General features: G+C 69.2%; 22 protein-coding genes. 9 read left to right on the top strand and 13 right to left on the bottom strand.

The annotated features are described in order from the left end of the window. Window positions 1-7 precede the first annotated feature (7 nt). From tssM to DM194_RS27990, 4 genes are all read left to right on the top strand, one after another. Window positions 8-3,649 carry a type VI secretion system membrane subunit TssM gene (gene tssM, locus DM194_RS03620; RefSeq protein WP_111065959.1) on the top strand — a complete coding sequence of 1,214 codons (3,642 nt, stop codon included), beginning with the start codon at window positions 8-10 and terminating at the stop codon, window positions 3,647-3,649. Beyond that, on the top strand, window positions 3,631-5,640 hold the full coding sequence (locus tag DM194_RS03615; protein ID WP_111065958.1) for a serine/threonine-protein kinase: 2,010 nt from the start codon (window positions 3,631-3,633) through the stop codon (window positions 5,638-5,640). The genes tssM and DM194_RS03615 overlap by 19 nt, the downstream gene beginning before the upstream one ends. A 68-nt stretch (window positions 5,641-5,708) precedes the next feature. Beyond that, on the top strand, window positions 5,709-6,152 hold the full coding sequence (locus DM194_RS03610; RefSeq protein ID WP_111065957.1) for an ATP-binding protein: 444 nt from the start codon (window positions 5,709-5,711) through the stop codon (window positions 6,150-6,152). 307 nt (window positions 6,153-6,459) lie between these two features. Further along, window positions 6,460-6,645 carry a helix-turn-helix domain-containing protein gene (locus tag DM194_RS27990; protein ID WP_162629955.1) on the top strand — a complete coding sequence of 62 codons (186 nt, stop codon included), beginning with the start codon at window positions 6,460-6,462 and terminating at the stop codon, window positions 6,643-6,645. A gap of 24 nt (window positions 6,646-6,669) precedes the next feature. Here the strand turns inward: DM194_RS27990 and DM194_RS03605 are convergent, their stop codons facing one another. Continuing rightward, entirely contained in the window at window positions 6,670-6,852 is a 183-nt protein-coding gene (locus tag DM194_RS03605) for a hypothetical protein (protein ID WP_111065956.1), read from the bottom strand. 192 nt (window positions 6,853-7,044) lie between these two features. Here DM194_RS03605 and DM194_RS03600 point away from each other — a divergent pair, with 192 nt between their 5' ends. After that, window positions 7,045-7,464: an RcnB family protein gene (locus DM194_RS03600; protein WP_111067729.1), complete on the top strand. Its 420-nt coding sequence runs from the start codon at window positions 7,045-7,047 to the stop codon at window positions 7,462-7,464. A 9-nt stretch (window positions 7,465-7,473) separates the two neighbouring features. On the opposite strand, the gene DM194_RS03595 is transcribed toward DM194_RS03600, so the two are convergent. Both DM194_RS03595 and DM194_RS03590 read right to left on the bottom strand, forming a co-directional pair. Next, complete coding sequence (locus DM194_RS03595) at window positions 7,474-9,384, bottom strand: response regulator (protein WP_246024272.1); 1,911 nt, start codon at window positions 9,382-9,384, stop codon at window positions 7,474-7,476. An 8-nt stretch (window positions 9,385-9,392) separates the two neighbouring features. Beyond that, window positions 9,393-12,008 (bottom strand): response regulator, encoded by a 2,616-nt coding sequence (locus DM194_RS03590; protein ID WP_111065955.1) that lies wholly within the window; start codon window positions 12,006-12,008, stop codon window positions 9,393-9,395. 319 nt (window positions 12,009-12,327) lie between these two features. Here DM194_RS03590 and DM194_RS03585 point away from each other — a divergent pair, with 319 nt between their 5' ends. After that, on the top strand, window positions 12,328-12,645 hold the full coding sequence (locus DM194_RS03585; RefSeq protein ID WP_111065954.1) for a cupin domain-containing protein: 318 nt from the start codon (window positions 12,328-12,330) through the stop codon (window positions 12,643-12,645). A gap of 92 nt (window positions 12,646-12,737) precedes the next feature. Here the strand turns inward: DM194_RS03585 and DM194_RS03580 are convergent, their stop codons facing one another. Continuing rightward, window positions 12,738-13,247: a hypothetical protein gene (locus DM194_RS03580; RefSeq protein ID WP_111065953.1), complete on the bottom strand. Its 510-nt coding sequence runs from the start codon at window positions 13,245-13,247 to the stop codon at window positions 12,738-12,740. A gap of 159 nt (window positions 13,248-13,406) precedes the next feature. Continuing rightward, window positions 13,407-13,829 (bottom strand): nucleoside-diphosphate kinase, encoded by a 423-nt coding sequence (gene ndk / locus DM194_RS03575; RefSeq protein ID WP_014197473.1) that lies wholly within the window; start codon window positions 13,827-13,829, stop codon window positions 13,407-13,409. Between the two features lie 298 nt (window positions 13,830-14,127). Here ndk and DM194_RS03570 point away from each other — a divergent pair, with 298 nt between their 5' ends. Continuing rightward, a complete protein-coding gene (locus DM194_RS03570) occupies window positions 14,128-15,699 on the top strand; it encodes an MDR family MFS transporter (RefSeq protein ID WP_111065952.1) in 1,572 nt (523 codons plus the stop codon). Between the two features lie 4 nt (window positions 15,700-15,703). On the opposite strand, the gene DM194_RS03565 is transcribed toward DM194_RS03570, so the two are convergent. The 5 genes from DM194_RS03565 to DM194_RS03545 all read right to left on the bottom strand — a co-directional run bounded on the left by DM194_RS03565 (window position 15,704) and on the right by DM194_RS03545 (window position 21,424). Continuing rightward, window positions 15,704-16,816 carry an AI-2E family transporter gene (locus DM194_RS03565; protein WP_111065951.1) on the bottom strand — a complete coding sequence of 371 codons (1,113 nt, stop codon included), beginning with the start codon at window positions 16,814-16,816 and terminating at the stop codon, window positions 15,704-15,706. 234 nt (window positions 16,817-17,050) lie between these two features. Next, a complete protein-coding gene (locus DM194_RS03560; RefSeq protein ID WP_111065950.1) occupies window positions 17,051-18,478 on the bottom strand; it encodes a sensor histidine kinase in 1,428 nt (475 codons plus the stop codon). A 26-nt stretch (window positions 18,479-18,504) separates the two neighbouring features. Beyond that, the gene (locus DM194_RS03555; RefSeq protein WP_111065949.1) at window positions 18,505-19,185 is read right to left on the bottom strand and encodes a winged helix-turn-helix domain-containing protein; all 681 of its coding nucleotides are present in this window, start codon (window positions 19,183-19,185) and stop codon (window positions 18,505-18,507) included. Between the two features lie 143 nt (window positions 19,186-19,328). Further along, the gene (locus tag DM194_RS03550) at window positions 19,329-20,888 is read right to left on the bottom strand and encodes a DegQ family serine endoprotease (RefSeq protein WP_111065948.1); all 1,560 of its coding nucleotides are present in this window, start codon (window positions 20,886-20,888) and stop codon (window positions 19,329-19,331) included. Window positions 20,889-21,004: 116 nt separating this feature from the next. After that, complete coding sequence (locus tag DM194_RS03545; protein ID WP_111065947.1) at window positions 21,005-21,424, bottom strand: secondary thiamine-phosphate synthase enzyme YjbQ; 420 nt, start codon at window positions 21,422-21,424, stop codon at window positions 21,005-21,007. 123 nt (window positions 21,425-21,547) lie between these two features. Here DM194_RS03545 and DM194_RS03540 point away from each other — a divergent pair, with 123 nt between their 5' ends. After that, on the top strand, window positions 21,548-22,000 hold the full coding sequence (locus DM194_RS03540; RefSeq protein WP_111065946.1) for an SRPBCC family protein: 453 nt from the start codon (window positions 21,548-21,550) through the stop codon (window positions 21,998-22,000). Between the two features lie 121 nt (window positions 22,001-22,121). Then, window positions 22,122-22,751, top strand: coding sequence for a nitrogen fixation protein NifQ (locus tag DM194_RS03535; protein ID WP_111067725.1), 630 nt, complete (start codon window positions 22,122-22,124; stop codon window positions 22,749-22,751). Window positions 22,752-22,796: 45 nt separating this feature from the next. Here the strand turns inward: DM194_RS03535 and DM194_RS03530 are convergent, their stop codons facing one another. From DM194_RS03530 to DM194_RS03520, 3 genes are all read right to left on the bottom strand, one after another. Beyond that, window positions 22,797-23,141, bottom strand: coding sequence for a hypothetical protein (locus DM194_RS03530; RefSeq protein ID WP_111065945.1), 345 nt, complete (start codon window positions 23,139-23,141; stop codon window positions 22,797-22,799). After that, window positions 23,138-23,542 carry a response regulator gene (locus tag DM194_RS03525; RefSeq protein ID WP_111065944.1) on the bottom strand — a complete coding sequence of 135 codons (405 nt, stop codon included), beginning with the start codon at window positions 23,540-23,542 and terminating at the stop codon, window positions 23,138-23,140. The genes DM194_RS03530 and DM194_RS03525 overlap by 4 nt, the downstream gene beginning before the upstream one ends. Before the next feature lie 424 nt (window positions 23,543-23,966). After that, the gene (locus DM194_RS03520; RefSeq protein ID WP_111065943.1) at window positions 23,967-26,450 is read right to left on the bottom strand and encodes a methyl-accepting chemotaxis protein; all 2,484 of its coding nucleotides are present in this window, start codon (window positions 26,448-26,450) and stop codon (window positions 23,967-23,969) included. Between the last annotated feature and the right edge of the window lie 166 nt (window positions 26,451-26,616).

The following is a 26,616-nucleotide window of genomic DNA, read 5'->3' as shown; positions in this document are numbered from 1 at the left end:
ACCACCGATGCTGAAAACGATCCTGTCCGCCCTGACCTCCCGCTGGTTCCTGACGCTGGTCGCGGCCCTGTGCCTCGGCGCCATCGTCTGGTTCCTGGGGCCGCTCGTCGCCGTATCGGGCGCCTTCCCGCTGGAGGACGCCACCATCCGGCTGGCGGTGGTCTTCGGCATCCTGCTGGTCTGGGCGCTGGCGATGCAATGGTCGCTCTACCGCCACCGCAGCGCCAACGACCGCATGGTGCAGGCGCTGTCCAAGGCGACCCCCGCCGCCAAGGACGATCCCGACGCCGAAGCCGTGGGCCAGGAGACCGACCTGCTGCGCGGACGCCTGCGCGAGGCGCTGGACCAGCTGCGCAAGGCGCGCTTCGGCGGCAAATGGGGGCAGCGCTACCTCTACCAGCTTCCCTGGTACCTGCTGATCGGCGCGCCGGGGGCCGGCAAGACGACGGCGCTGGCCAATTCCGGCCTGCGCTTCCCGCTCGCCGCCGAGATGGGCCGGTCGGCGCTGCGCGACGTGGGCGGCACCCGCAACTGCGACTGGTGGTTCACCGACGAGGCGGTGCTGATCGACACCGCCGGCCGTTACATCACCCAGGACAGCCAGCCGGCCATCGACGGCAAGGTGTGGAAGAACTTCATCGCCCTGCTGAAGCGCCACCGCCCGCGCCAGCCGGTCAACGGCATCCTGCTGGCCGTCAGCCTCGCCGACCTCGCGGTGTGGAGCGAGCCGGAGCGCAAGGGCCATGCCGAACAGCTGAAGCTGCGGCTGAAGGAACTGCGCAGACAGGTCGGATCGCGCGTGCCGGTCTATGTGCTGCTGACCAAGGCGGACCTGATCGCCGGCTTCGCCGAATTCTTCGACGACCTCAGCCGGGAGGAGCGCGAACAGGTCTGGGGCGTCACCTTCCCGCTGGACGACGGCAAGAGCGGCGACGACGCCCCGGTCTACCGCTTCGGCGCGGAGTTCGACGCGCTGACCGGGCGGATCGCCCGTCGGGTGCTCGACCGCGTCCATGGCGAATCCGACATCCAGCGCCGCTCACTCGACACCCTGTTCCCGGCGCAGATCGCCGCGCTGAAGCCGGCCATCACCGACCTGCTGATGGTGATCTTCGAGCCCAACCGCTACGAGGAGCGTGCGCTGCTGCGCGGCGTCTATCTGACCAGCGGCACCCAGGACGGCGCGCCGGTCGACCGGCTGTCGGAGATGGTGGCGGGCTCCTTCGGGCTCGACCGTCCGGTGCTGCCGGCGGCCAGCGGCGGGCGCAGCTTCTTCCTGACCCGCACCCTGCGCGAGGTGGTCTTCGCCGAGGCCGGTCTGGTCGGCACCGATTCCGGGCTGGAGCGGCGGCGGCGCCTGCTGCGCGGCGGGGCGATGGTGGCGATGCTGCTGGCGGGTCTGGGGATCGCCGCCTTCTGGGCCAACAGCTTCACCGGCAACGCCGCGCTTGTCGCCGGGGTCGATGCCGCCGCCGGCAAGGCGCAGGCCGAACTGGCGCCGCTCGCCACCGCGCCGCGGTCGCTGACCAAGGTGGACGACACCGACTTCATCACCATCGTGCCGCCGCTGAACACTCTGCGCGCCATCCCCGCCGGCTGGACCGATCCGGCGCCGCTGGAGATGACCGGCGGTCTCTATCAGGGCGACCGGCTGGGCCGGCAGAGCGAGACGGTCTATGGCCGGGCGCTGCGCACGATCCTGCTGCCGCGCGTGTTCCTGCGGGTGGAGGAGCAGCTGCGCCGCGAGCGCGGCCGGCCCGAATACCTGTTCCAGGCGCTCAAGGTCTATCTGATGCTGGCCGGCAAGGGGCCGCTGGACAAGGCGCTGGTGTCGGAATGGATGGCGCTCGACTGGATGGCCTCGCTGCCCGGCCCCGCCTATGACGGGGTGCGGCGCGACCTGCGCGTCCATATCGACGCCATGTTGGAGGCCCCGCTTTCCGCCATGGAGCCGGACGAGGCGCTGGTGGAGGAGGCGCGGCAGAGCCTGACGCGCTATCCTCTGGCCGAACGCGGCTTCGCCATCCTGCGCGACCGGCCGGAGATCCAGGCGCTGGCCGACTGGCGGCTGGTCGATCATGCCGGGCCGCTGGCCGGCCGCGTGCTGATCCGCCCGTCGGGCAAGCCCCTGTCGGAGGGTGTGCCCGGCCTCTACAGCTATGACGGCTTCCACAAGGCGGTGCTGCCGGCGCTGCCCAAGGTCGCCAAGGCGCTGGTGGACGAGAACTGGGTGCTGGGCCAGCCGAGCAGCGGCCCGCAGGCGGTCGCCAGCGCGCAACGGCTCGAACAGGGCATCCTCGCCGTCTATCTCGACCGCTACGCCCGCCAGTGGGACGAGTTGCTGGGCGACGTGGTGGTCGTGCCGCTGCGCAGCCTGAATCAGGCCGCCGACGTGCTGAACACGCTGTCCGGCCCGCAATCGCCGCTGAAGCTGTGGCTGACCGCCATGGTGCGCGAGACCACGCTGGCACCCGGCCCGAATGACAAGCCCGCCGACGGCAAGGGTCCGGTTGCCGGCGGCCCGCTGGCCGGGGTGGCGCAGCAGGCCCAGGTTGCGGAGAAGGCGGCCGAATCCACCGGCACAAACGCGGCCTATCTGGCGCGGCTGGCCGGCGTCTCGCTGCAGCCGGCAGGCCCGCCGCCGGGCCAGCCGATCAACGACCATTTCAAGCCGCTGCGCGACCTCGTGCAGGGGGAAGGCGGCGCACCGCCCAAGCTGGACGACTCGTTGAAGCTGTTGGGCGAGCTGTACCAGCAGATCGCCCGCGCGGCGAACGCCCCCGACCAGAACGGCGCCCTGCTCGCCGGGCTGGCCGGTGGCGCCGACAAGGGGGCGGTGGCGGCGCAGCTGCGCACCCTCGCCCGCGACCTGCCCGACCCGGTCGGCGGCATGGTCGCCACCGTGGCGCAAAGTGCGGCGACCGTCAGCGCCGGGGGTGCCCGGACACAGATCAACAAGGCGTGGCAATCCACCGTCCTGCCCTTCTGCCGGGCGGCGCTGGACAACCGCTTCCCGATGGTGCCCAACAGCCCGGTGGACGTGACCGCGGCCGATTTCGCCAAGCTGTTCGCGCCCGGCGGCATGATCGACCAGTTCTTCAACACCAACCTGCGCCCCTTCGTCGACATGACGGTCAGCCCCTGGGCCTGGCAGAAGGTGGATCAGGTCGATCTCGGCATTCCGCCGGCGGTGCTGGACCAGTTCGAACGGGCGGCGCGCATCCGCGACAGCCTGTTCCCGGCCGGCGCCGCCACCGCCAAGGTGGTGTTCGAGATCACGCCGGTCGAACTGGACGCCAAGGCGACACAGGTGGCGCTGGATATCGACGGCCAGACGCTGATCTACCAGCACGGCCCGCCCCGCCCGCAGGTGATGAAGTGGCCGGGCGCGGAGGGCACCAGCAGCGTGCGCCTGGGCTTCGGCCCACCGCTGGCGGGTGAGCCGGCCGGCATCTCGCGCCAGGGGCCGTGGGCCCTGTTCCATTTCCTCGCCGACGGCAAGCTGGAATCCACGCCGCAGCCCGACCGCTTCACCTTCGCGGTGACGGTGGGCACCCGCAAGGCGGTCTTCGCCCTGCGGGCCGACAGCGTGAACAACCCCTTCGGCAAGAACCTGCTGGAGAGTTTCCGATGCCCGACGGCTCTGTAGGCGGCGTGCTTCCCGGTCCCATCGGCCCCTACCGGGTCGAGGGCGTGCTGGGCCAGGGCGCCATGAGCGTGGTCTACCGCGCGACCGATGGGCGGACCGGGCAGCCGGTGGCGCTGAAGCTTCTGCGCGGCGAATTGCTGGCGGCGGCGGAGCGCAACGCCGTGCTCGCCCGCTTCGGGCGCGAGGCGGAAATCGGGCTGAAGCTCGACCACCGCAACATCGTGCGGGTGCATGACTACGGCATGCTGGACGCCGCCCATGGCGGCGCGCCCTACCTCGCCATGGAACTGATCCAGGGCAAGGAGCTGAAGCACTACCTGGAGGCCGACACCCCGCTTTCGGTGCAGCAGGGCGGCGCCCTGATGGCGGCGGTGCTCGACGCGCTGGCCTTCGCCCATGCCCGCAACATCATCCACCGCGACATCAAGCCGGCCAACATCGTGGTGGAAGCCGACCTGACGCCGAAACTGGCCGATTTCGGCATCGCGCAAATCTCCTCCTCCGACCTGACCCAGGCCGGCGACCTGCTGGGCACCCCCGCCTACATGGCGCCGGAGGTGCTGCGCGGGGAGAAGGCCGACGCGCGCAGCGACCTGTTCTCCGCCGGGGTGGTGCTCTATTACCTGCTGGCGCAACGGCGGCCCTTCTCCGGCTCCGTCGCCACGGTGATGCAGCAGATCCTGTTCGTGGAACCGCCGCCGCCATCCCACGGCAACCCGGAACTGCCGCCGCCCTTCGACAGTGTGATCCTGCGGGCCCTGGCGAAGGCCCCGGCCGACCGCTATGCCGGCGCCGCGGAGTTCGCCGAGGCGTTGCGCCACGCGCTGGCCGTCGCCGGCACCATGGGTGCCTCGGCCCCCACCGCCGAAGTGACCCTGCTCAACGCCGAGCTTCCGGCGACCGCCGCCCCGGCACGCGACCGCGACGCCCTTGCCGCGGCGCTGGAAACGGCCTTGCGCGCCATTCCGGGCCAACCGATCGACGCCCGCAAGCTGACCGAGCTGCTCGACCTGCTGGCGGAGTGGCAGGCGGGATCCGGCGGCGACGCCCAGCGCTGGCAGTCGGTGCTGCTCGGCGCCGGGATCGAGCCGCTGACCGAGCTGATCGTGGCGGCCACCCCGGCGCCGCGCGCCGCGCCGGCAAGCCAGCGGCGCGACTGGATGCCGCTGGTCCGGCTGTTCGCCGCGATGAACCGCGCGCTGGCCGGAACGCCGGCCGCCGACCGGGCGAAGATGTCGGCGGCGCGCATCGCCTTCGACCTGTCCGGCCGTTTCTTCCTCTATTCCGGCGAGTTGAACCGCGTGCTGATGGACGGCGACAACCCGGACATCCAGATGCTGTCGCTCGACTTCCTGCGGCTGGAAATCCTTCAGCACGCCCTGGAGGAGCTGGGGGCCGAGGCCGAACTGGCGCAGAGCCGCAGCGCCATGCTGATGTTCGCCGTTCAGGTCATCCGCAAGGTGACGCAGATCCTGCGCGCCTGCACCGACGGCAATGACGGGCTGGCCCGTTTCGGCGTCGCCATCATCCTCGCCAACATCGAGGAACTGATCGTGATGGCCCAGCGCCTGTTCGAGACCGGCGGTCAGGCCACCGGCGGGCTGCCCCAGGACGCGGTGGCGGAGTTCATCGCCGCCGCCGGCCGATTCGCCACCCTGTCGGTGGAGGAACTGCGCGGCGAGGTCGCGACCGGAGCCGGCACGCCCGAGAGCTTCGGCGCCCGCCTGCGCGGCGTCGGACAGCTCTACCTGTTCGCCACCCGCCTGACGGCACCGGACTGCGCGCCGCTGATGCACAGCCTGTCGACCATGCTCTACGGCCTCGTCGCCGGGCTGACCGCCGATCTCGGCAATGCGCCGGTCGGTGACACCGGCGCCCGCACCCGGCTGGTGGCGCTGGCAGAGATGGCGAGCGGGCTGGGCTGGAGCGAGGTCGAGCGGATCGCCGTAACCGCGCTGCGCCGCTGGGCGGTCGCCGGCGCGGCGGTCTGACACGCTTCTTGTGATGCGGTGAACAGGCAACCGGACAAACGGGCCAAGGAATAGGGGGGGATCGGCGCATGGATGAGGGGACTGACGGTGCCGTGGCGAACCGCCTGGACATGCTCCTGCGCAACGACCTGTCCGAATTGGAACGGCTGGCCGAAGCGGTGGACGAATTCATCGAGCGCAACCAGCTGCCGCCCGACCTCGCCTTCAAGTTCAATCTCTGCTTCGACGAGTTGATCACCAACACCGTTTCCTACGGCTACGACGATGCCGGCCCGCACGAGATCCGGGTGCGGATGGAGGCGGATGCCGCGGAACTGCGGGCGGAGGTGGAGGACGACGCCGCCGCCTTCGATCCCTTCGCCGACGCCCCGCCACCCGACCTGACCAGCGAGGTCGATGACCGCCGCGTCGGCGGCCTTGGCGTGTTTCTGGTCAAGAAGACGATGGACCGCGCCAGCTACAGGCGCGAAGGCGGCCGCAATCTGGTCCTGCTCGCCAAGAGCTTCGGCTGACCGCAACCTTCGGCGGCGAATGGCGCGGCGGGACTCACTTACAAAAAGCGCCGCCCCAAAGTCCCCAAACGTCGAAAGGTCAAATCGATTGTCCCGCAAACTTTAGGTGCTTTTGCCGATTGTCCACCGCCTGTCCATTATGACAGTCCGGCAAAGCAGAGCGTTCCGCTTTGCAACAAACCGACACATGACAAGCTTGGCCATTTGCAGCATTATTATCGCTGACCATCGGTCCGAAACGGACAGCCGCTGTCCGGCAAGGGCCGGGACATGGAAGGCGGACGCTAACGTGTGGAGTCGACGCATCATGACCGGGACGCAGTGCCAAGAGGCACGCCTGCGCCTTGGCTGGTCGACACGGATGCTGGCGGACAAGGCCGGTGTGCCGTGGTACGCCGTGATGAATCTCGATTACGGGACGGGCGAGGTCGATCCGGCCATCGTCGATGCCCTCGCCCGTGCCTTCAAACAGGCCGGTGTCGACCTGCGCTGAGCGGTTCGCAAGCCCTTCCGCCTTTTACTTGTTCTTCCCAGCCTTGCCCTTCTCCGCCGGACGGTCGATGTGCTTGGCCGATTCGGTATCGGGGGTGATCGGCTTGCCGGTATCGGAGACCGCCTTCGCCGCTTCGAGCGGATCGGCGATGTCGCGGTCGGGCTCGTTGGACAGGACGTTGCCTTCCTTCGCTGTCTGGTCTGCCATGGGACGGCTCCTTCCATAGGGTTTCCGTACCACAACAGGCGGATGTGGGATTTCGTCCCCAATGGGGCCGGATACACTCTGTTACCGAATCGCCGGCGGGCGGACACAACCCCGCAACGAAGGCGCGCCATCCTGACCGCTATGGATGCCCCGGCACGACCGGCCGGCACCGGAAGCAAAAGGATGGACAGCATGAAGAAGAGCTTGCTCGCCATGGCCGCCGCGGTCCTCGCCCTCACAACCGCGACCGGCACTCCCGCCTTTGCCCAGGGATGGCAGCCCGGTCAGGACAACCGTCACGCCGCCCAACGTCAAGGCCCCGAACGGGGGCCGCACCAGGGCTGGGACCAGCGGGACCGGGGCCGCCGGATGGAACCGCCCGCCCATGTGGCGCCCCACCGTTTCGGCCCGCCGGACGGCCGCGGCTGGCGGGCCGGACAGCGGTTGCCGCCGGAATGGCGTGCGCCGCGCCACGTCATCGCCAAGCCCGCCGCCCACCATCTGCACCGTCCGCCGCCCGGCCACCGCTGGGTCCGCGTCGGCCCCGACGCCGTGCTGGTCGCCTCCACCAGCGGCATCATCGTGAGGATCATGCCCGGCCTCTTCCGCTGACCGGCGGCCCTATTCCCCGATCCCCTTCTGCGCCATCACCAGAAAGACCTTTTCCTCCAACTGGTCCGGGGTGAATGGCTTGGCGATGTAGCCGCTGACATGATGGGCCAGCGCCTTCTTTACCGCCTCCAGCGTGGCGAGCGCCGTGACCATCAGGAAGGGCAGGTCGCTGCGCGTCTCGCGCACATGCTTCAGCAGGTCCAGTCCGCTCAGCCGCGGCATCATCCAGTCGCAGACGATCAGGTCGTAGGCGGCTCCGTCCGCCTGGAAGCGGTCCAGCGCGTCCTGGCCGTCGACCGCGGTGTCGACCCGCCCGATGCCCAGTTCGCGAAGGACGGAGGTGACGAAGGCGCGCGGCCCGTCCTCGTCATCCACCACCAGCACCCGCTGGGTGGAGAGATCGAGGAAGGGCACGCCGACCATCGCCAGCGACTGGCGCAGCCAGCCGGCCCGCGCCGCCCGCTCCTTCGGCCCCGGCGCGTTCAGCAGCACATGGCGGACGAAGCGAGGCCGGTGGCAGTGGCGGTAGAGGACGCGGGCCACCGCCAACCGGCTCTTGCCGTTACAGAAGGCCCCCTCCCCCGCCAGACGGACGATGTCCAGCACGGTGTCGGCCGGCGGGTCGTCCTTAGCCTGGATCAGCGGCGCCAGCACGCGCTGGGTGCGCAGGAAGGCGTTCTGGATGTCGTCGATCTGGCCGGCCAGAAACTCGCGCTCCTCCTCCGGGAAGGCGCTGGACTGCACCATGCGCTGGACCTCCGCCACCCCCTTCAGCTTTTCATTGCGGTCCTTCCAGCAGTCCAGCAGCCGGCCGGCGAAGTCGCGGCTGTCGAAGAAGCTCTTCAGGTAATCGGTGACCGCCTTGGCCGCGGTGGGCGACAGCGGCATCTTCTGCAGAACGAACAGGATGCGCAGCTTCTGCATGAAGTTGCGGCCGCGCGTGATCTCCGGGACCGTGTCCTCGTTGACCAGCAGGGCGGTGCGCCGCTGCAACGCCGCCTCGGTCCGGGCGCCGCCGGCGTAGTTGCCCTCGCGGTCGCGCAGCCGGGCGGACAGGTCGCTCAGCGCCAGGATCTCGCGCTGCACCGCCTCGATGCCGAACATGTCGCCGGCACTGGCGATGGTGAAGCAGGCCGGCTTGGCCATCTCGCGGCGGAAGGCGGCGGTCAGCGATTCGCGCAGAACCGGCATCTGCACCCGCCGCATCAGCGCGTCCAGCCCGCGGAAGACCGGCGGCGCGTCCTCCGGCATCGGCCGGTCGGCGGCGATCAGGGTCACGATCAGGTCGATCAGCGTGACGAAGGGCGCATCGCGCGCGCAGGACGCGGTGCCGGAATCGCTCAGGACGATCTCGCCCAGCAACCGCTCCAGCGGAACCAGCGCGTCGGGATGCCCGGTGGTCGCGGCCAGTTCCAGCAGGGATTCCGCCTTCTCGGCAAAGCTGCGTCCGGCGGCGATGTGCTGGGTGATGGCGGCGTCGAGCAGGAATCGGCCGAGAAAGCCGCCATTGGACAGAAGCTCCGCCGCCGTGCCGGGATAGGCGTCCGGCAGGAAGTCGGGCGGCGGGTTCTCCTTCAGCCTTTCCCGCGTCAACCGGGCGATCTCGTTGACCAGCGGGGTCAACGCGCCCTTCTGACCGCCGGGCCGCTCCATCGCCCGCTCCGCCTGGGTCAGGATGGCGACGAAGGTGGCGGTGTTGGACAGCGATGTCTGGTGGCGCGGATGGTGCAGCAGTTCCGTCGCCGTCAGCGCATTCTCGTCGAGGAAGCGGCGGCAGAAGCGGCCGACGCTGTCGCGCCCGGCGGGCGCGTAGAAATCCGCCGGCTCCCGGCAGACGGCGGGAGCGGTACCCTCCGCATCCTCCGGCGCGGCGGATGGGATCGGTTCGGTGCGGTCGTCGTGGCGGGGCGGCTCCATCATCACCGACCTCACAAGGCCAGAAGGTCGCGCAGGGCCTGGAGCAGCCGCTCCGGCGCCACCGGCTTCATCACGATCTGCCGCCCCTCCTGCGCCGTCAGCCCCGCCGCCGTCTCCCGCGAGGCATAGCCGGTCAGGAACAGGATGGGCAGAAGCTGGTTGCGCGCCTCCAGGGCGCGGGCAAGCTCCAGCCCGTTCATCCGCGGCATCGAAACGTCGCTGACCACCGCGTCGAACAGGCCCCCGGCCTCCTCATAGCGCTCCAGCGCCTCCCGCCCGTCCGACGCCTCGACCACCGTGCAGCCGGCCTCCTCCAGCACGAGGCGGAGATAGCGGCGCACCGAGTCCTCGTCGTCAACCAGCAGGATGACGGCCCCTTCCCCTTCCGCCACATTCAGCGGATCCAATCCGGCGGGCGCGGCCGGCGGATCGACCGCGGGCAGGAACAGGGCGAAGGTGGCGCCGTGTCCCTCCTCCCCTTCGAGTTCGACGGCGCCGCCGGCCTGCTGCGCCGTGCCATAGACCATCCACAGCCCGAGCCCGGTGCCCTTCCCCGGCTCCTTGGTGGTGAAGAAGGGCTCCCAGATGCGGTCGCGGATCGCCGCCGGAACGCCGCCGCCCTGGTCGGACACGCGGATCGCCACATAGCGGCCGCGCTTCAGCCCGCGATGCCGGGCGAAGAAGGCGTCGTCGGGCGTCTCCACCGTCAGGGCGATGGTCAGGGTGCCGCCGTCCGGCATGGCGTCCCGCCCGTTCAGCGCAAGGTTCAGAAGCGCCTGGTTCAGCGTGACCGGATTGACCAGCGCATGAGCGTCCTGGTGGGTGTCTTGCGCGATGTCCCGCTGCGCCTCCTTGGCGCCGTCGCGGATCTCCACGTCGATGCCGGCGCTCAGCAACGGTTTCAGGAAGACGCGCAGGTCGCGCACCAGCGGGGCGATGGCCACCACCTCGCGCTCGTCCGTCACCCGGCGGTGGGAGAAGTCCAGCAGCTGGCCGGTCAGTGCCGCCGCCCGTTCGGACGCCTTGGCGATCTCCTGCACGCAGGTCAGCACGCGGTCGGGATCGGCTGGGTTGCGCTCCGCCAGCCGGGCGAAGCCGCCGATGGCGGTCAGCATGTTGTTGAATTCGTGGGCGATACCGCCGGCCATGCGGCCGACCGCCTCCATCTTCTGGGCGCGCTGAAGCTCGCCTTCCACCCGGCGGCGGTCGGTGATGTCGTTCAGCACCAGCAGGACCGCCGGTTCGCCGCCATGGATCGCGGCACTCGCCGCGACCTCCAGCCGGCGGCGCTCGCCGTCCGGGCGCAGGGCGTCGCATTCCAGCCGCCGCTCTTCCCCCTCAGCCGCAGCGGCGAAGGTCGCCTCCAGCGCGTTGCCATTCTCCAGGAATCCTGCCAGGGACAGGCCTTCCAGCGCATCGGCGGCGAGGCCCAGGATCGCGGCGGCGGCGCCGTTGGCGAAGCGGATGGCGCTGCGGTCCCAGATGACGATGCCGTAGGGCGCCAGTTCCACCAGCTGGCGGTAGCGCAGCTCGCTTTCCCGGAGCGCGGTGACGGTCTGCTTCAGCCGGGCGGTCTGGCCGGCCAACTCCTCCTCCCGCGTCTTCAGTTCGGTGATGTCCATCAGGATCTTCACGACGCCGCCGGTGCCGGTCGCATGCTCGCTGATGCGGTACCAGCGGCCATCGGACAGCCGGCCGTCCACCGGGGCGGAATGCTGGAGGTGACGGGTCAGCCGCTGTTCCACCCAGCTGCCGATGTCGCCCTCGCCCTCATAACCGCCGCGCTCCGCCGCCGCCCGCAGGATCTCGGCAAAGCTGCGGCCGGGGGTCAGCAGGTCGGCGATGGTGGGATAGGCGCGGCGGTACTGCTCGTTGCAGATCAGCAGCCGACCGTCGGCGCTGAACAGCACGAAGCCCTCCGACACGCTGTCGATGGCGTCATGCACCACCGCCTGCATGAAATGCGCCTCCACCAGCGCCAGCGTTTCGGCGGTGGCGTCGACTCCGCAGCCGCGATAGCCGCAAAAGCGCCCGTCGGCGTCGCGCACCGGCACGGCGCTGAGCCTAAGCACGAGGTCGCGGCCGTCCACCCCCTCGAAGCTCACCTCCAGGTCGCGGAAGGGCCGCCCGGCCTCGATGTCGGCGCGGTATTCCGCCCAGGTCGCCTCGTCATCGACCAGGGCCGCCAGATCGAGCAGCGATTCGCCGAACACGCTGCCGGGATCGCAGCGCAGCAGCGTCCCCAGCCGGTCGGACAGGGTGAGATAGCGGTGGTCGGCCCCGGTCTCCCAGAACCAGCCGGGGGAAGCGGCGGTGAAATCCCGCGCGCGGGCCTGCGTTTCGGCCAATTCGCCGCGCGCCTGTCGCAGGGCCGCTTCCGACCGTGCCAGCGCAGCCGCGTTGCCGCCGGCCCGCCGGGCGCTCCACAGCGCCAGTCCGCCGGCAAGGGTGAGGGCGCCGGCCACCGGCCACCCGGCCTGCCCGGTCGCGGCCAGACCTGCCAGGGTGCCGAAGCCGGCCAGCCCGGCGAGAAGCCCGGGAAGTGACGCGGGAAGACGGAAGCCGCCGGCGACCGGTTCGACGGTACCCGCAGTGCGGAGCGGATGGTCGGTGTCTGCAACGTCCACGGTGCCTCCGCCGGTCCGAAGGGTGGTTGTCCGATACCAGTGCATCGAACTACACCGTCTTAGTAGGTGAGGCGTTAACAGCAGGTTTCGAAGCCAAGCTTTCCCTGGGGTGCGACATCGGGAATCACTTTGGGCCAGCTGCGGACTACCGCTCCGCATCGCATGACGATGGCAAATTCAACTCGCCGGCCCACGCTTTTTCAGGCGGATATTTTTCCCGCCCGAAAGGAACCTGTCGAATTTCGTTCGCCCGACGAGAGATCCAGACGGCGCCGGCGCACGTATCAACCCGTTGTCATCATGAGGAAAGGAACCGGGCATGCCCACGGCAGACGTCGTCAGATGGTGCGATCTCCCGTCCCACTCCGCCGGCGGCGTGAAGCGGCACGAATTTCTCGGCGCGGGGGCATCGCTGAAGCATGTCGCCGTCAGCGCGGGAACCTCCGCCCCGCGCCACAGCCACGCCCATGAACAGTTCGTCATCGTTGTGGAGGGGCGCGTCCTGCTGACTTGCGAGGCCGGGCCGGTGGACCTGCGTCCGGGCATGGTCATCCGTTTCGATCCCGACGCCTGGCACAGCGCGGACTTCGTCGAGGATACCGTGCTGATCGAGGTGAATCTGCAGCCCGCGGGCTGAGTACGGCGGTATCCCCGCAACCTCAGACCCGCGATCTCAAACCCGCGATCTCAAACCCGCCGCCTCAACGCTGCCGTCTCAGCGCTGCCGCCTCAGACGTCGATCTCGATGCCGTCGTCGTCATCCTCCGGCTTACGGCCGAGCAGCAGATCGGCGGCGTCCAGGGTCAGCGCCTCCACCTCCTCCTGGCGGTCCTCGTCCGGCAGGCGCAGCGCATGCATCAGCTGGGTCGCCAGATGGATCAGCATGGCGCGGACGCAATCGTCCTCGGGATACTCCAGCGCCACCGTGTCCTTCAGGAAGGCGCCCAGCTGTTCCGGCGTGTTCCAGGGATGGGTGACGACGGTTTCGAAGCCGCTGGTGCCGAGGAAGACGGCGTTCAGCGCGGTCGCCTGCCGGTTGATGCCGTCCACCGCCTCGTCCAGGTCGAGCTTGCCCTGCAGCACCTGATTGAAGGCGTCGAGGCTGAGGTCGACGAACTGGCGGACCAGCAGCTGCACCACCGTCTCGTCGGCCAGATCGTTGCGGGCCTGCGGCTGGGTCAGGATCGGCAGCGGTTGCAGCAGCGCCGCGATGATCGGCTTTGCGGATTGGGATTCCATCGCGGGCACTCCTGTCGGATTCGGCCCCGGCGCTCGCGGGGCAAAAGGTCTACGGCCCCCGATACTGCCAGAGCCAGATGCAAAACGCAAAAAAGGCCGCCTCCTCGCGGAAGCGGCCCTTTTCTCAGCCGGCCGGGCTCGAGGCCCGGCCCGGCAGGATCAGCCCACCAGCTCGATGCCGGCGAAGAAGAAGGCGATCTCCTGGGCGGCCGTCTCCGGGGCGTCCGAACCGTGGACCGAGTTGGCCTCGATCGATTCGGCGAACTCCTTGCGGATGGTGCCCTCGGCGGCGTTGGCCGGGTTGGTGGCGCCCATGATCTCGCGGTTGCGGGCGATGGCGTTCTCGCCTTCCAGGACCTGCAGGACCACCGGGCCGGAGATCATGAAGGACACCAGGTCGTTGAAGAACGGGCGCTCGCGGTGCACGCCGTAGAACTGCTCGGCCTGGGCCTTCGACAGCTGGACGCGCTTCTGGGCGACGATGCGCAGGCCACCGTCCTCGAACTTGGCGTTGATCTTGCCGGTCAGGTTGCGGCGGGTGGCATCGGGCTTGATGATCGAGAGGGTCCGTTCGACGGCCATGGTGGTGACTCCTGCAGGTGGGGCTTTTCGCCAATTAAAAAGCATGCAGGCGCCACCGGTTGAACCGGGGCGCCGGATGGGCCGCTTTATAGAGGCGCTTTGGCGGCGCGGCAAGGCGTTCGTTGAGGAACGGGGCGGAACCAACGCGCGGATGACGGTTGATCATGGGCGCGGTTGATCGTGTGGACGGTTTGCCGCAGCCCATCCGCCAACGGACTTGCGTGGAACGCTTCCAAGTCTATGGTGGAACCGCCTTCGCTGCCCCGTGCAACGACATCAACGGCCGAGACGCCCGACCATGACCGAGACCGCCGCCCGCTCCGCAACGCCTGCAGCAGCGTCCCCCGACGATGCCCCGCCGGTCTTCACCCATCAGGAGATCCTGCGCGTGTTCAGCGGTGTGGCGCTGGCGATGCTCATGGCGGCGATGGACCAGACCATCGTCGCCACGGCGCTGCCGACGATGGCGAGCCAGTTCGGCGGGCTGGAGATGCTGCCCTGGGTGGTCACCGCCTATCTGCTGACCTCCACCACCACGACGCCGATCTACGGCAAGCTGTCGGACCTCTACGGCCGCAAGCGCGTGCTGCAGACGGCGATCCTGCTGTTCCTGGTCGGCTCCGTCCTGTGCGCGGTGGCGCAGAGCATGACCCAGCTGATCCTGTTCCGCGGCCTCCAGGGGTTGGGCGGCGGCGGGCTGATGTCGCTGGCCTTCACCATCATCGGCGACGTGGTGGCCCCGCGCGAGCGCGGTCGCTACCAGGGCATGATCGGCGGCGTCTTCGCCCTGGCCAGCGTCGCCGGGCCGCTGCTGGGCGGCATCTTCACCGAGACGATCGGCTGGCACTGGATCTTCCTGATCAACCTGCCGCTGGGGGTGGCGGCCTTCGCCATGACCCGCAGCACCCTGTCGCGCCTGCCCGCCGGCCGGGCCAAGCCGCGCATCGACGTGGCCGGCGCCGCGCTGCTGACCGGGGCCGTGACCTGCCTGCTGGTCTATGCCACCCGTGGCGAGGCGATGGGCTGGGGCAGTCCGGCGGGCCTCGCGCTGCTGGCGGCGGGCCTCGCAATGCTGGCGGTCTTCCTGTGGCACGAGCGCCGGATCGAGGAGCCGATCCTGCCGCTGCACCTGTTCCGCCGCCCGGTGGTCGCGGTGGCAACGCCGGTGGTCGCGGTTTCGGCGATGGTGCTGTTCGCCGGCATCGTCTATCTGCCGCTGCAACTGCAGCTGGTGCAGGGCGCCAGCGCCACCATGTCCGGCCTGCTGCTTCTGCCGCTGGTGCTGGGCATGACCTTCGGGTCGGTCGGCGGCGGCCGGCTGATCGCGCGGACCGGGCGCTACAAGGCCATTCCGCTGGTCGGGCTGGCGCTGTCGGGGGCGATGTACGCGCTGCTCGGCATCCTGCCGGAGCTGGCGGCCAGCGGGCTGTGGTCGACCCTGATCCTGGTGCCCCTCGGCATGGGGCTGGGGCTGGTGATGCCGGTGATGACGGTCGCCGTGCAGAACGCGGTGGAGCAGCGCGATCTGGGTGCGGCCACCGCTTCGGTCGGCTTCTTCCGCTCGCTCGGCGGTTCGATCGGCGTCGCGGTGTTCGGCGCCGTGTTCAACGCCGTGGTGTCGGAGCGGCTGGAAGGGAACGGCCTGTCCGGCCGCGCGGTGCTGGACCATGGCGCCGCGGCGCTGGCCGAGTTGCCCCCGGCCGTCCGCGGCGGAGTGATGGCGACGCTGGAACACGGCTTCGCCACCCTGTTCCTGCTGGCTGCCGCCCTGGCGGTCCTTTCCTTCGCCATGACCCTGTTCCTGAAGGAGCTGCCGCTGCGCTCCTCGCGCACGGACCGGCCGGCCGCCACCCCGGCGGCGAAGGGGTGAGGCGTCAGGATCCGTTGCTGGGGAAATGCCTGGGCTCGCCCAGCTTGTCCTCGATATAGAGCAGGTTGACCAGCACCAGCACGACCACGGCGATCGGCGTCGCCAGGAACATGCCGAGGATGCCGAAGAGGACGCCGCCAGCGGCGATGGCGCCGATGGTGACCACCGGCGGCAGATCGACCACCCGCTTCTGCAACAGAGGGGTGACGAGGTTTCCCTCCACCTGCTGGATGACCAGATAGAGCCCGGCGACCCACAGCGCATCCTGCGGCGACTGGGCGAATGCGATCAACAGCGCCGGAATCGCCGCCAGGAAGGGGCCGATCAGCGGGATGAACTCCAGAAGCCCGGCCACCATTCCCAGGCCCAAGGCCGACGGAATCCCCAGCAGCCAGAGCCCGGCCGCGGTCAGCGTACCCACCGCGGCCATCGCCACCATCTGGCCGATCAGCCATTTCCACAGGCTGTCGCCGACCACATTCATCACCTCCCAGGCCCGCTCCTGCCCCTGCGGCGGCACCAGCAGCACCACGCCGCGGCGATAGATGCCGGGCGAGGCCGCCAGATAAAGCGCGGCGAACATCACCACCACGGTGTCGCCGAGGACATAGACGAGACCGCTGGCGAAGCTGCTCAACTGGTTCATCCAAGGCCAGTCCTTGCTCTCGTCCATGATGCGCTGGCGCCACTCCTCCGGCAGATTGCCGACGGCCTTGGTCACCTGCTCCTGCAACTGGCCGAGTTGCGCCGCCATCGAGGTTCCCATCAGCCAGACGCCGCCGCCGACCAGCAGAATCAGCGCCACCAGCACGATGGCCAGCGCCCAGCCATGGGCCAGACCGGTCGCCTGCCGCACATAGCCCGCCAGCCGCTGCAGCAGGATGGCGAACAGCACCCCGGTGAAAATCAGCAGCAGCGTGTCCGACACCTTCCATAGGAACAACCCCAGCGCGGCGACGCCGGCGACGATCAGCACCTTCCAGGTGAAGACCGCCAGTTCGCCGCGCGCGGCCCGCGCCGGCGGATCCTGCTGCGTCGTTCCGCTGCCGGGCTGGCCGGGCGGAACGGCGCCCGACGGAGCGGTCTGGTGGCCGGTTGGGCGGCTGGGTATCGCCATCTCTCGGAACTCCCGCGCTTGCGGCCGCCTGATGGACCGCTCTGGGGAAGAACGTCCGAGCCGACCCGACGTTGCGGAAAGTCAGCAGGCTAGGCCGTCGGCGGTAGTCCGAAGATGAGTGTGGAAGCCGGTCGGCGTCGCCCCATATCAGGTGGGACGCCAAGGAGTCATTCTCGCTGATGTCACTTCGAAAGCCCGCCGCATGGCGGGCTTTTTTTTAGGCCGGCGCAGCCTCTAACGCCGCGCTTCAGGCGGGAAGATCAGGCTGACCCGCAGACCCGGCGCATTGTCGTCCAACTCCAGACGCGCGCCGTGCAGCGTCGCCACCGCATCGACGAGGCTCAGCCCCAGCCCGTTGCCGGGCGAGGCGCGGGCGGTGTCCAGCCGGACGAAGCGCTGCAGCACCTTGTCGCGCATCTCCGCCGGGATGCCCGGACCGCTGTCGGCCACCGAAATGCAGGCGGACCGGCCCGGCCCCGGCCCTTCCAGCACCAGCGAGATGGCGCCGCCTTCCGGGGTGTATTTGATGGCGTTGTCCAGCAGGTTGGACACCGCCTGCGCCAGAAGCTGGCCGTTGCCGTGGACCGTCGGCTTGCCCCGGACATCCACGCTCAGCCGCTGGCCGCGCTCCTCCGCCACCGGCTCGTACAGGTCGGCGGCGAGTTCGACCACCTCGGCCAGATCGACCGGCTGGAAGTCCTGCCGCTTGGCGCCCGATTCGGCCTCCGCGATCGACAGCAGGGCGCTGAAGGTGGCGAGCAGCCGATCGGCCTCGGTGATCGTGTCCTGAAGGACGGCGCGGTAGACCTCGGGATCCTCGGTCTCGTGCAGCAGGGCCAGCTCGATGCGGGAGCGCAGGCGCGTCAGCGGCGTGCGCAGGTCGTGGGCGACGCTTTCCGTGACCTGCTGCATCCCGGTCATCAGCCGCTCGATGCGGTCCAGCATGGCGTTGAGGTTGCCGGCCAGCCGGTCCATCTCGTCGCCGCCGCCGAAGCGCGGCACCCGGTCGCTCAGGTCGCCACTCATGATCTGGCGGGTGGTGCGGTTGATCGCCTCGATCCGGCGCATGGCGCCGCGGCTCATCAGCAGCCCGCCTCCCAGCCCCAGCAGGGCGGTGCAGCCCAGAATCCAGCCGAGCGAGCGGAACATGCGGGTGCGCAGCTGGTCGATCTCGCTCATGTCGCGGCCGACCAGCAGGCGGAACTGTCCCGGCAGGGTGAAGGTCACGGCCTGCGCGGTCGAAGGCCGGTTGTTGACGCCGCCATAATCGGCGACCTTGAAATGGGTCCAGCCGCTGGCGTTCGGCACCGCCGCCGGCCAGCCCGACAGGTTGCCGGCCAGGATCGCCCCGGCGGCGGTGGTCAACAGATAGATGGAGTTGTTGTTGGGAACCGCACTGCGCGTCCTCACCGCCTCCACCAGACCGGGCAGCCCGTGGTTGCGGTAGAGATCCTCCAGCCCGGCGACCTCCAGCGCGATGGTCTCGCCGATCTCCTGCTCCAGGAAGCCGGCGGTTGTGCGGTAGACCACGCCCAGGATCAGCCCGACCGACAGGACGAACATCGCCAGATAGAGCAGCGCCAGCCGGAACGCGGTGGTCCGCACCAGCCGCAGGCCCGCGCCGAGGAAGCCGTGCAGGCCGCCGGCGCCGTCCTGCCTCATGCGTCACGCATGGTCGTCAAGCCCCTTCACTCTTCCGGCGCGCGCAGGCTGTAGCCGGCGCCGCGCACGGTGTGGATCAGGGCGGTCGGGAAATCCTTGTCGATCTTCTGGCGCAGGCGGGCGATGTGAACGTCGATGACGTTGGTCTGGGGGTCGAAATGATAGTCCCAGACATTCTCCAGCATCATGGTGCGGGTCACCACGCTGCCGGCGTTGCGCATCAGGTACTCCAGCAGCGAGAACTCGCGCGGCAGCAGGTCGATGGTCTTGCCGGCGCGCTTCACGCTGCGCGACAGCAGGTCCAGCTCCAGGTCGCCCACCACCAGCCGGGTCTGCGGCTGGGCCGCGCCGCGCCGGCGCACCAGCACCTCGATGCGGGCGAGAAGCTCGGAAAAGGCGAAGGGCTTGGTCAGATAATCGTCGCCGCCGGCCTTCAACCCCTTCACCCGGTCGTCGACGCTGCCCAGCGCCGACAGGAACAGCACAGGCGTGTCGTTGCCGGCCGCCCGCAGCACCTGGACCAGCGACAGCCCGTCGCGGCCGGGCAGCATGCGGTCGACGATCATCACGTCGTAATGCTCGGCCCCGGCGAGATACATGCCCTCCTTCCCGTCGTTGGCGACGTCCACCACATGGCCGGCCTCCTTCAGCCCCTTGGCGAGGTAACTGGCGGCCTGGCGATCATCTTCAATGACGAGAATCTTCATGAGCACGAGTGTATCCTCCCAAAACAGCCCGGCCAAGCGCGAGCATGTCGCCCCTGCCAATCGCAGAAGCCCCTCTCCCGAATGGGGAGAGGGGCTTCGAACGACGCCGGGCCGGACCGTCGTCAGTCAGGCGGCGATGCGCCTCACGCCTTCAGCTTCAGCGCGACGAAGGACTCGTTGCCCTGACGGTTGATCAGCATCAGCACGGCCTTGCGCCCGGCCTTCTCGGCCTCGGTCACCTGGCGGCGGACGTCGGCTGGGCTCTTGACCTCGGCGTCGCCGACCCGCGCGATCACGTCGCCGGGGCGGATCGCCGCGTCGACGTTGCCGGCCAGCCCGGTCACCAGCACGCCCTGGACGTCGTCGCCGATGCCGAGGCGCTTGCGCGCCGCCTGGTCCAGCGGGGCCAGCTTCAGCCCCTTGACCGGAGCGGCCTCGGCCTGGGCGCCGGCACCGTCGCCGGTTTCGGCCGAAGCGACCTGCGTCTGGTCGCTCATAAGGTCGATGCTCACCTTCACAGCGGTTTCCTTGCCGCCGCGCATGACCTTCAACTCGACCGTTTCGCCGGGCTTGGTGTTGCCCACGCTGCGGGTCAGGTCGCGCAGGGTGTTGATCGGCTTGCCGTCATAGCTCAGCACCACGTCGCCCTGGCGCAGGCCGGCACGCTGGGCCGGGCTGTCGGCGGTCACCTCGGCCACCAGGGCGCCCTTGGCGGCGGACAGGCCGACGCTGTCGGCGATGTCGGGCGTCACCTCCTGGATCCGCACGCCGAGCCAGCCGCGATCGACCTTGCCGGATTCCTTCAACTGGGCCACCACGTCCTTGGCGAGGTTGGACGGGATGGCGAAGCCGATGCCGACCGAGCCGCCGTTGGGGGAGTAGATGGCGGTGTTGATGCCGATCACCCGGCCGGCGAGGTCGAAGGTCGGGCCGCCCGAATTGCCGCGGTTGATGGCGGCGTCGAGCTGGAAGTAGTCGTCATAGGGACCGCTGTGGATGTCGCGCCCGCGGGCCGACACGATGCCCTTGGTGACGGTCCCGCCCAGGCCGAACGGGTTGCCGACCGCCATCACCCAGTCGCCGACGCGGGTGGTGTCGCTGTCTGCCCACTCGACGAAGGGAAGCGGCGACTTCGGCTCCACCTTCAGCAGGGCGATGTCGGTCTTGGCGTCGCGGCCGATCACCTTGGCCGGCATGGCGGTGCCGTCCTGCAGGGTGATGGTGATCTCGCTGGCGCCGTCGATGACGTGGTTGTTGGTCACGACGAAGCCGGCCGGGTCGATGATGAAGCCGGAGCCGAGGGCGCCGCCCTTGCCCCGCGGCCCGGGGGCCTGCTCATTCTGATCGGGGCCGCCGTCACGGCCCATGGGGCCCTGGAACTGGCGGAAGAACTCCTCGAAGGGCGAGCCGGGCGGGAAGCCGGGGATGCCGGGGCCGCGCTGCGCCCGCGGTGCGGCCTTCGCCTCCTGCGTCGCGGCGATGTTGACGACTGCGGGGCTGACCTTGGCGGCGAGATCGGCGAAGGTGGAGGGCGACTCCTGCACCATCGCCACGGCGGGCGGCGTGGCCGTCAGCTGCGCTTGCGATGCCGCCCATCCGGCCAGCGCCGGCCCCGTCAGCACCGTGGAGCCCAGCAGCAGGGCTGCGACGGTGCGGCGCAGGCGGTTCTGGCGATTCGGTGTGGGGGAGGAATTGGGGGTCATTATGGCGGCTCTCCAGTGATTCGGTTCCGGCCTTCCGGTGTTGCCCGAAATCTAGGAAGGCGTTCTTGACCGCCGCCTTGCGACTGGATGAAAGAAATTTCAGGCGGATCGCCTGCCTATTCCCCCAGCAGGTGCAGGGCGATCTCGCGCCGGTGGGGGCGCGCGCGGTGCTCGAACAGGTAGATGCCCTGCCAGGTGCCCAGCACCGGCTCCCCCTCCATCACCGGGATCGACAGACTGACGCCGGTCAGCACCGAGCGGATATGCGCGGGCATGTCGTCCGGCCCTTCCGTGGTGTGGTCGTAGAGAGACGGGTCCTCCGCCACCAGCCGGCGGAAGAAGTGCAGCAGGTCGGCCTGCACATCGGGATCGGCGTTCTCCTGGATGGTGAGCGAGGCCGAGGTGTGCCGGCAGTAGACCGTCAGCAGCCCCGTGGCCATTCCCTGCTCCGACACCCAGCGCCGCACCGGCGCCGTCACCTCGACCATTCCGGCGCCGCGGGTGGGGATCGTCAGGATCGTGGCGGCTTGTCGCATGGGATCGTTCCTTGTCTTGAAATTCACCGGCTTGGCTCCGGCTCCCCGCATTACCAGATCTGTCTGCCCGGCCATCGCGTCGGGATCGCGTAGCAACGGATCTGCCAAAGAGGAAGACGGCGCATGGACATCACCGGCACCCACAGCGTCCCCGGTGCGCGCGACCGCGTGTTCGCGGCGCTCTGCGACCCGGCGGTGCTGATGCGCTGCATCCCCGTACTGGAAGAGATGGAGCGCCTGTCCCCCACCGACTACGCCGCGCGGGTGCGGACCACCGTCGGGCCGTTGAAGGCGCGCTTTTCCGGTCGGCTGACCCTCGCGCCGGAGGACGGCATCCACCGCTACCGGCTGATCGCCCAGGGCAACGGCGGGCTGGCCGGTGCCGTGAAGGGCGAGGCGCTGGTGGTGCTGGATGAGGATGGCGGCGGACGCACCCTGCTGACCTACAGCCTGACGGTCGCGCTGGGCGGCGCCGTCGGCCGGCTGGCGGTGAAGCTGGTGCAGGCCAAGACCGACCGGGTGCTTGCCGCCTTCTTCGAACGCTTCGCCGAGGAGATCGACGCCCGTCCGGGCTGACGCGGCAGGTTCATGCGGCGCAATGCCACAGGCAGGCGATCGGGAGAGCATCTTTCGCACATGCAGCATCCTGGGTCAGGATAGCAGGCGTCGCGGGTGCTTCCAGCCGGTGGAGATGGACATGTCCAAACTCTCAGCCCATTCGCCTGCCTGCGCTCCTGATTGCACGGACCCGGACGATCCCGCCGCCGACCGCATGATCTTCGGCCGCATCCTGGCATTTGCCGCCGCGGATGAGGCGCGGACGATGCCCCGGGCGCTCGCCCTGACCAAGGCCGAGCTTGCGGAGATGGCGGCCCGCCACGCCCCGCATTTCGCCGCTGCCGTCGCGGCCCTCCCCGATGAGGCGGAAGCCGGCGAGGACGCCATCGAGGAGGCCGACCTGCGCGCGTTCCTGGTCGATCATGGCGCGGGCAGGGGTACGGGCGCGGGCGGAACGGACGAGGTGCGCTGGCTGGCCGCCATCCTGGCCCGCCGGTCGCTGGAGCCGAACCATCTGTGGCAGGATATGGGGTTCCACGACCGGGGCGAACTCAACACGATGTTCCGCCGCCATTTCCCGACGCTGGTGGCGTTGAATGCCGGCGACATGAAGTGGAAGAAGTTCTTCTACCGGCAACTTTGCGAGCGCGAGGGGCTGATGCTGTGCAAATCGCCCAATTGCGAGGTGTGCGACGACGTGGAGGTCTGCTTCGGCGAGGAGACCGGCGATCCGCTGGCAACGCTGTCGCGCCTTGCCCGCAATGGCTGACGGAAGCGGCTGACGGGAAGGGCTAGCCGGAATGACTGGCGGGCATCAGCGCGGTTGGGCGCCCAGATCCTCGAAGGCCATTCCCTTGTCGGTGTGGCGGAAGCGCCCCTTGCCGTTGACGGTCAGCGGCTGCCGCCCCGGCTGCGGCACGAAGGTGGCGGCGTAATAGCAGTCATACTGCCCGCTGCCGTCCTGCCCATTCTTCAGCTTCGTCTCGACGCAGCCCTGCTTGCGGAAGTCGTCGAAGGCGCGGAAGGTGGAATTGCCCTGCCGTTCCAGCGCGCGGCGGGTGTGCGTCTCCACCAGCTTGCGCATGTCGCCCTCCGACGGCTCGCCGGAGCAGGCCGTCAGGATCAGCGCAAGGACCGGAATGCCCGTGCGGAGCCTCACCGTGCCCCCAGCAGTCTGTCCACCCGCTCCTTCAGCGCGGCAAAGGACGGTGGCTTGACCACGAAGCCGTTGACGCCCAGCGCCATCGCCTGCTTCACGATTTCGGATTCGGTGTGGTTGGTCAGGAACACCACCGGGGCGCGCGGGTTTGCGGCCTCGCTGCTGGCGCGCAGTTGGGCCAGGAACTGCAGGCCGGAAACCGGCTTCATGTCGATGTCGCAGACGATCAGGTCGGGATTGACGCGGATGTTCTCGTACATCGCCGACTCGCCATTGTCGGCCTCGGCGACATCGCGGAAGCCGATCTGACCCAGGATCTGGACGATGGTGCGGCGGACGAAGGGCTGGTCCTCCACGACCAGGATACGGTGCCGGGAGTAGTCGATCGCCTGTCTATCCATTCCCGATCCTCCAGCCAGTTCGGCGCCTTCCACTGATACCGTCCGAACCGGCGGCGGGCAACCGAAGGCCGGTTACCGTGAGGTGGAATATGATTTTAGAGCTGTAAGGTTTCCTGCAATTTGTGTCGGACCCGCACATGCCGTCAGCTCGCGATGGAGGCGGGAACGGATGCGCCGGAAAAGGCCGGGCCGGGAGAGGGCCGGATCGGGTTGCTTCGACCATGGTTGCGGCCGGGCCTCGCTTTCATTCACCTGGAAGACGTCGTGGACGACCGTTCTTTCCCTTGAAAAGAAGCCAATCACACTTCTTCAACCCGGAAGCAATCTCTTGAGAAATTGCCACAGGGCCTCGGTCCTCAACCAAGGGGAAAAAGAAGACGCTCGACCATCACCGATGCTGATTGCTGTCATTGCCTTTGACATTTCAGGCAGCCACATCGATGGGCGTACGGTCCTTGGTGGCGACTTCCACGGCCCGGCTGAAGTCCCGCGTCATGCCCTCCGCATCGAAGGCCAGATGGATGCGGTTGTGCTCCACCGCCTTGACCACGACCGCCGCCTCCGCCCTGTAGCGGTCGAGGCGCAGGTGGCCGGTGGAGCCGGCGAGCGAACGGCCGTCGGTCGCGGTCACCGGATCGATCATGGCGCCGCCGATGGACAGGTTGCGGACGGTCACCGCCAGACGGTCGCCGCCGATCAGAAGCATCCCGGTTTCCTCCACCTGATAGCGCGGCTTGCGCCGGCGGTCGGCATCGCCGGTGGAGGTGCGGACGATGCGCACCAGGACTTGGCGCAACGCCTCGATCGAGCGGGCGACGTCGCCGGACCCTTTCTTGACGTGGGTGGCCTGCTCGCCGGTGCGGTCGGCCTCCTCGGACACGGCGGCGATGCGGAACGACACCTCCTGCGCGGCGGTCGAGGTTTCCACCACGTTGCGGCTGATCTCCTGGGTGGCAGCCGTCTGCTGCTCCATCGCGGCGGCGATGGAGCTGGAGATGTGGTCGATCTCGGCGATGGTGTGGCCAATCTCCTCCACCGCCTTCACCGCCTCGTCGGTCACGGCCTGGATGGCGGTGATCTGGCGGGTGATCTCCTCGGTCGAGGTCGCCGTCTGGTTGGCGAGGTTCTTCACCTCCTGCGCCACGACGGCGAAGCCCTTGCCGGCCTCCCCCGCCCGCGCCGCTTCGATGGTGGCGTTCAACGCCAGCAGGTTGGTCTGGCCGGCGATCGACTGGATCAGGTTCACCACCTCGCCGACCTTCGTCACCGTCTCCGACAGGGAGCGGATGGTGGCCTGGGTGTTGTGGCCGCTCTCGACCGCGCGGCGGGTCACCGCGCTGGAATGGGCGACCTGGGACGAGATCTCGCGGATCGACGCGGCCAGCTGCTCGCTGGCGGCCGCCACCGTCTGGGCGTTGGCCAGCGCCTGACCGGCGGCCGAGGCCACCGTCTGCGCGTTGATGCTGACCCGCTCGGCCGAGCCGGACATGCCTTCGGCATCGTCGGCCATCGCGCCGGTGCGCTGGGCCACCTCCTCCACCGCGCGGCCGGCCTCGCGCTCCACGGTGGAGGCCATGGCCTCCAGCGCGCAGCGCCGCTCCTCGTCGGCGTGTCGGGCGCGCTCGACGCGCTCCTGCACGGCATAGCAGAGCCGGGCCTTCAGCCCGCGCAGCTGGCCGGCCACGGGGTGGAACTCGGACGCCGCCGGCAGGTCGATGATGTGGGTCTGGTCGTTGCGGGCGATGGCGTCGAAATCACCGGAGAAGCCGGCCAGCGGCCGGCGCACCGTGCGCAGAAGCAGAAACCCGCACAGCACCGCCGCCGCCAGCACGCCCAGACCGGCGGCCACGGCGAACACCAGATGCCACCGGAAATCCACCAGCGCGCCTTCGTATTCCGCGCTGGCGACGGTCAACTGCAGCTGCAGCAGGGCCTTGTTGGTCTGGAAGGCGGCGGCGAACAGCGGCTCGACCCGGTCGCGGACCAGCACCTCCAGCCGCAGCGAATCGCCCTGCCGCGCCAGTTCCATCGCCGGCTTCAGGCCTTCGTTCAGGAAGGCGGCGCGCTCCTTGGCGAAACGCTCCGTCAGCGCCTTCTCCTCCGGCGTCAGATAGGTGGTGATGTAACCGCTCCACAGCCGGTCGATGGCGGCGTCATTGCCGGTGATCCGCGTCTCGCGCCCCGCCATCACCTTGGCGTCGGTGCCGTCGCGGGTGTCGATGATCAGGCGCTGCAGCGTCTGCACATTGTCGCGCATGAGGTCCAGAATCTCGCCGATCTGCACCGCCGGCACCGTCCGGTCCTCGTACACCCTCTTCAGGGAGGCGTTGCTGTCGGACATGCCGCGCAACGTGACGCCGCCGACCACAAGCATCGCCAGGATCATGAAGGCGAAGATCAGGGTCAGCCGGCCGGTCACGCTGGCCGTCCAGCGCCGGAACGCCGCACCGGCGCCACGGCCCACCGCCTGCCCGTCGCGCACCGTCAGATGGCGCGACCGGCCCTCGCGGATGTCGGCATAGAGCCGCTCCGTCGCCGCCACCTGCTCGCGCGAGGGCTTGGTGCGGATGGAGATGAAGCCCGTCACCTTGCCGTCCTCGATCACCGGCGTGACGTTGGCACGCACCCAGTAGAAGTCGCCGGACTTGGTGCGGTTCTTCACCAGCCCTTCCCAAGGCCGCCCGTCCTTGATCGTCGCCCAAAGGTCGGCGAAGGCTTCCTTCGGCATGTGGGGGTGGCGGATCAGGTTGTGCGGCGCGCCGATCAGCTCGGCCTCCGTATAGCCGCTGATATCGACGAAAGCCTTGTTGACGAAGGTGATGCGCCCGCCGGTGTCGGTACGCGACACCAGGAGGACGCCGTCCTCCATCACGATTTCGCGGTCGGTGATCGGTTCGTTCACGCGCATGGACGGAGCCTCGTCAAACAAGGGGCATTAGACAGGGGGCACGAACAGGCCGGCACGACACAGCCGGCCCGGACGAATGCTGGTTACGGATTGCTGGCAGCCTGTTCATCTACTCTGAGTGGATGCCGGCCCGCACTGACCCAGATCAAAAGAGCAAACAGTGTGC

It is taken from the genome of Azospirillum ramasamyi (assembly GCF_003233655.1).
Classification (GTDB): domain Bacteria; phylum Pseudomonadota; class Alphaproteobacteria; order Azospirillales; family Azospirillaceae; genus Azospirillum; species Azospirillum ramasamyi.
Note: the sequence above shows the minus strand (reverse complement) of the source record. Positions and strands in the feature narration are given on the sequence as shown.

Excerpts from the sequence above, each read along its gene's own strand:
- DM194_RS03605 (WP_111065956.1), bottom strand. The coding sequence starts at position 6,852 with ATGGCAGACCAGACAGCGAAGGAAGGCAACGTCCTGTCCAACGAGCCC.
- DM194_RS03595 (WP_246024272.1), bottom strand. The coding sequence starts at position 9,384 with ATGATGGAGCCGCCCCGCCACGACGACCGCACCGAACCGATCCCATCC.
- DM194_RS03615 (WP_111065958.1), top strand. The coding sequence starts at position 3,631 with ATGCCCGACGGCTCTGTAGGCGGCGTGCTTCCCGGTCCCATCGGCCCC.
- DM194_RS03565 (WP_111065951.1), bottom strand. The coding sequence starts at position 16,816 with ATGGCGATACCCAGCCGCCCAACCGGCCACCAGACCGCTCCGTCGGGC.
- DM194_RS03545 (WP_111065947.1), bottom strand. The coding sequence starts at position 21,424 with ATGCGACAAGCCGCCACGATCCTGACGATCCCCACCCGCGGCGCCGGA.
- DM194_RS03570 (WP_111065952.1), top strand. The coding sequence starts at position 14,128 with ATGACCGAGACCGCCGCCCGCTCCGCAACGCCTGCAGCAGCGTCCCCC.
- ndk (WP_014197473.1), bottom strand. The coding sequence starts at position 13,829 with ATGGCCGTCGAACGGACCCTCTCGATCATCAAGCCCGATGCCACCCGC.
- DM194_RS03525 (WP_111065944.1), bottom strand. The coding sequence starts at position 23,542 with ATGGATAGACAGGCGATCGACTACTCCCGGCACCGTATCCTGGTCGTG.
- DM194_RS03600 (WP_111067729.1), top strand. The coding sequence starts at position 7,045 with ATGAAGAAGAGCTTGCTCGCCATGGCCGCCGCGGTCCTCGCCCTCACA.
- tssM (WP_111065959.1), top strand. The coding sequence starts at position 8 with ATGCTGAAAACGATCCTGTCCGCCCTGACCTCCCGCTGGTTCCTGACG.
- DM194_RS03535 (WP_111067725.1), top strand. The coding sequence starts at position 22,122 with ATGTCCAAACTCTCAGCCCATTCGCCTGCCTGCGCTCCTGATTGCACG.
- DM194_RS03580 (WP_111065953.1), bottom strand. The coding sequence starts at position 13,247 with ATGGAATCCCAATCCGCAAAGCCGATCATCGCGGCGCTGCTGCAACCG.
- DM194_RS03540 (WP_111065946.1), top strand. The coding sequence starts at position 21,548 with ATGGACATCACCGGCACCCACAGCGTCCCCGGTGCGCGCGACCGCGTG.
- DM194_RS03560 (WP_111065950.1), bottom strand. The coding sequence starts at position 18,478 with ATGAGGCAGGACGGCGCCGGCGGCCTGCACGGCTTCCTCGGCGCGGGC.
- DM194_RS27990 (WP_162629955.1), top strand. The coding sequence starts at position 6,460 with ATGACCGGGACGCAGTGCCAAGAGGCACGCCTGCGCCTTGGCTGGTCG.
- DM194_RS03555 (WP_111065949.1), bottom strand. The coding sequence starts at position 19,185 with ATGAAGATTCTCGTCATTGAAGATGATCGCCAGGCCGCCAGTTACCTC.
- DM194_RS03585 (WP_111065954.1), top strand. The coding sequence starts at position 12,328 with ATGCCCACGGCAGACGTCGTCAGATGGTGCGATCTCCCGTCCCACTCC.
- DM194_RS03610 (WP_111065957.1), top strand. The coding sequence starts at position 5,709 with ATGGATGAGGGGACTGACGGTGCCGTGGCGAACCGCCTGGACATGCTC.
- DM194_RS03550 (WP_111065948.1), bottom strand. The coding sequence starts at position 20,888 with ATGACCCCCAATTCCTCCCCCACACCGAATCGCCAGAACCGCCTGCGC.
- DM194_RS03520 (WP_111065943.1), bottom strand. The coding sequence starts at position 26,450 with ATGCGCGTGAACGAACCGATCACCGACCGCGAAATCGTGATGGAGGAC.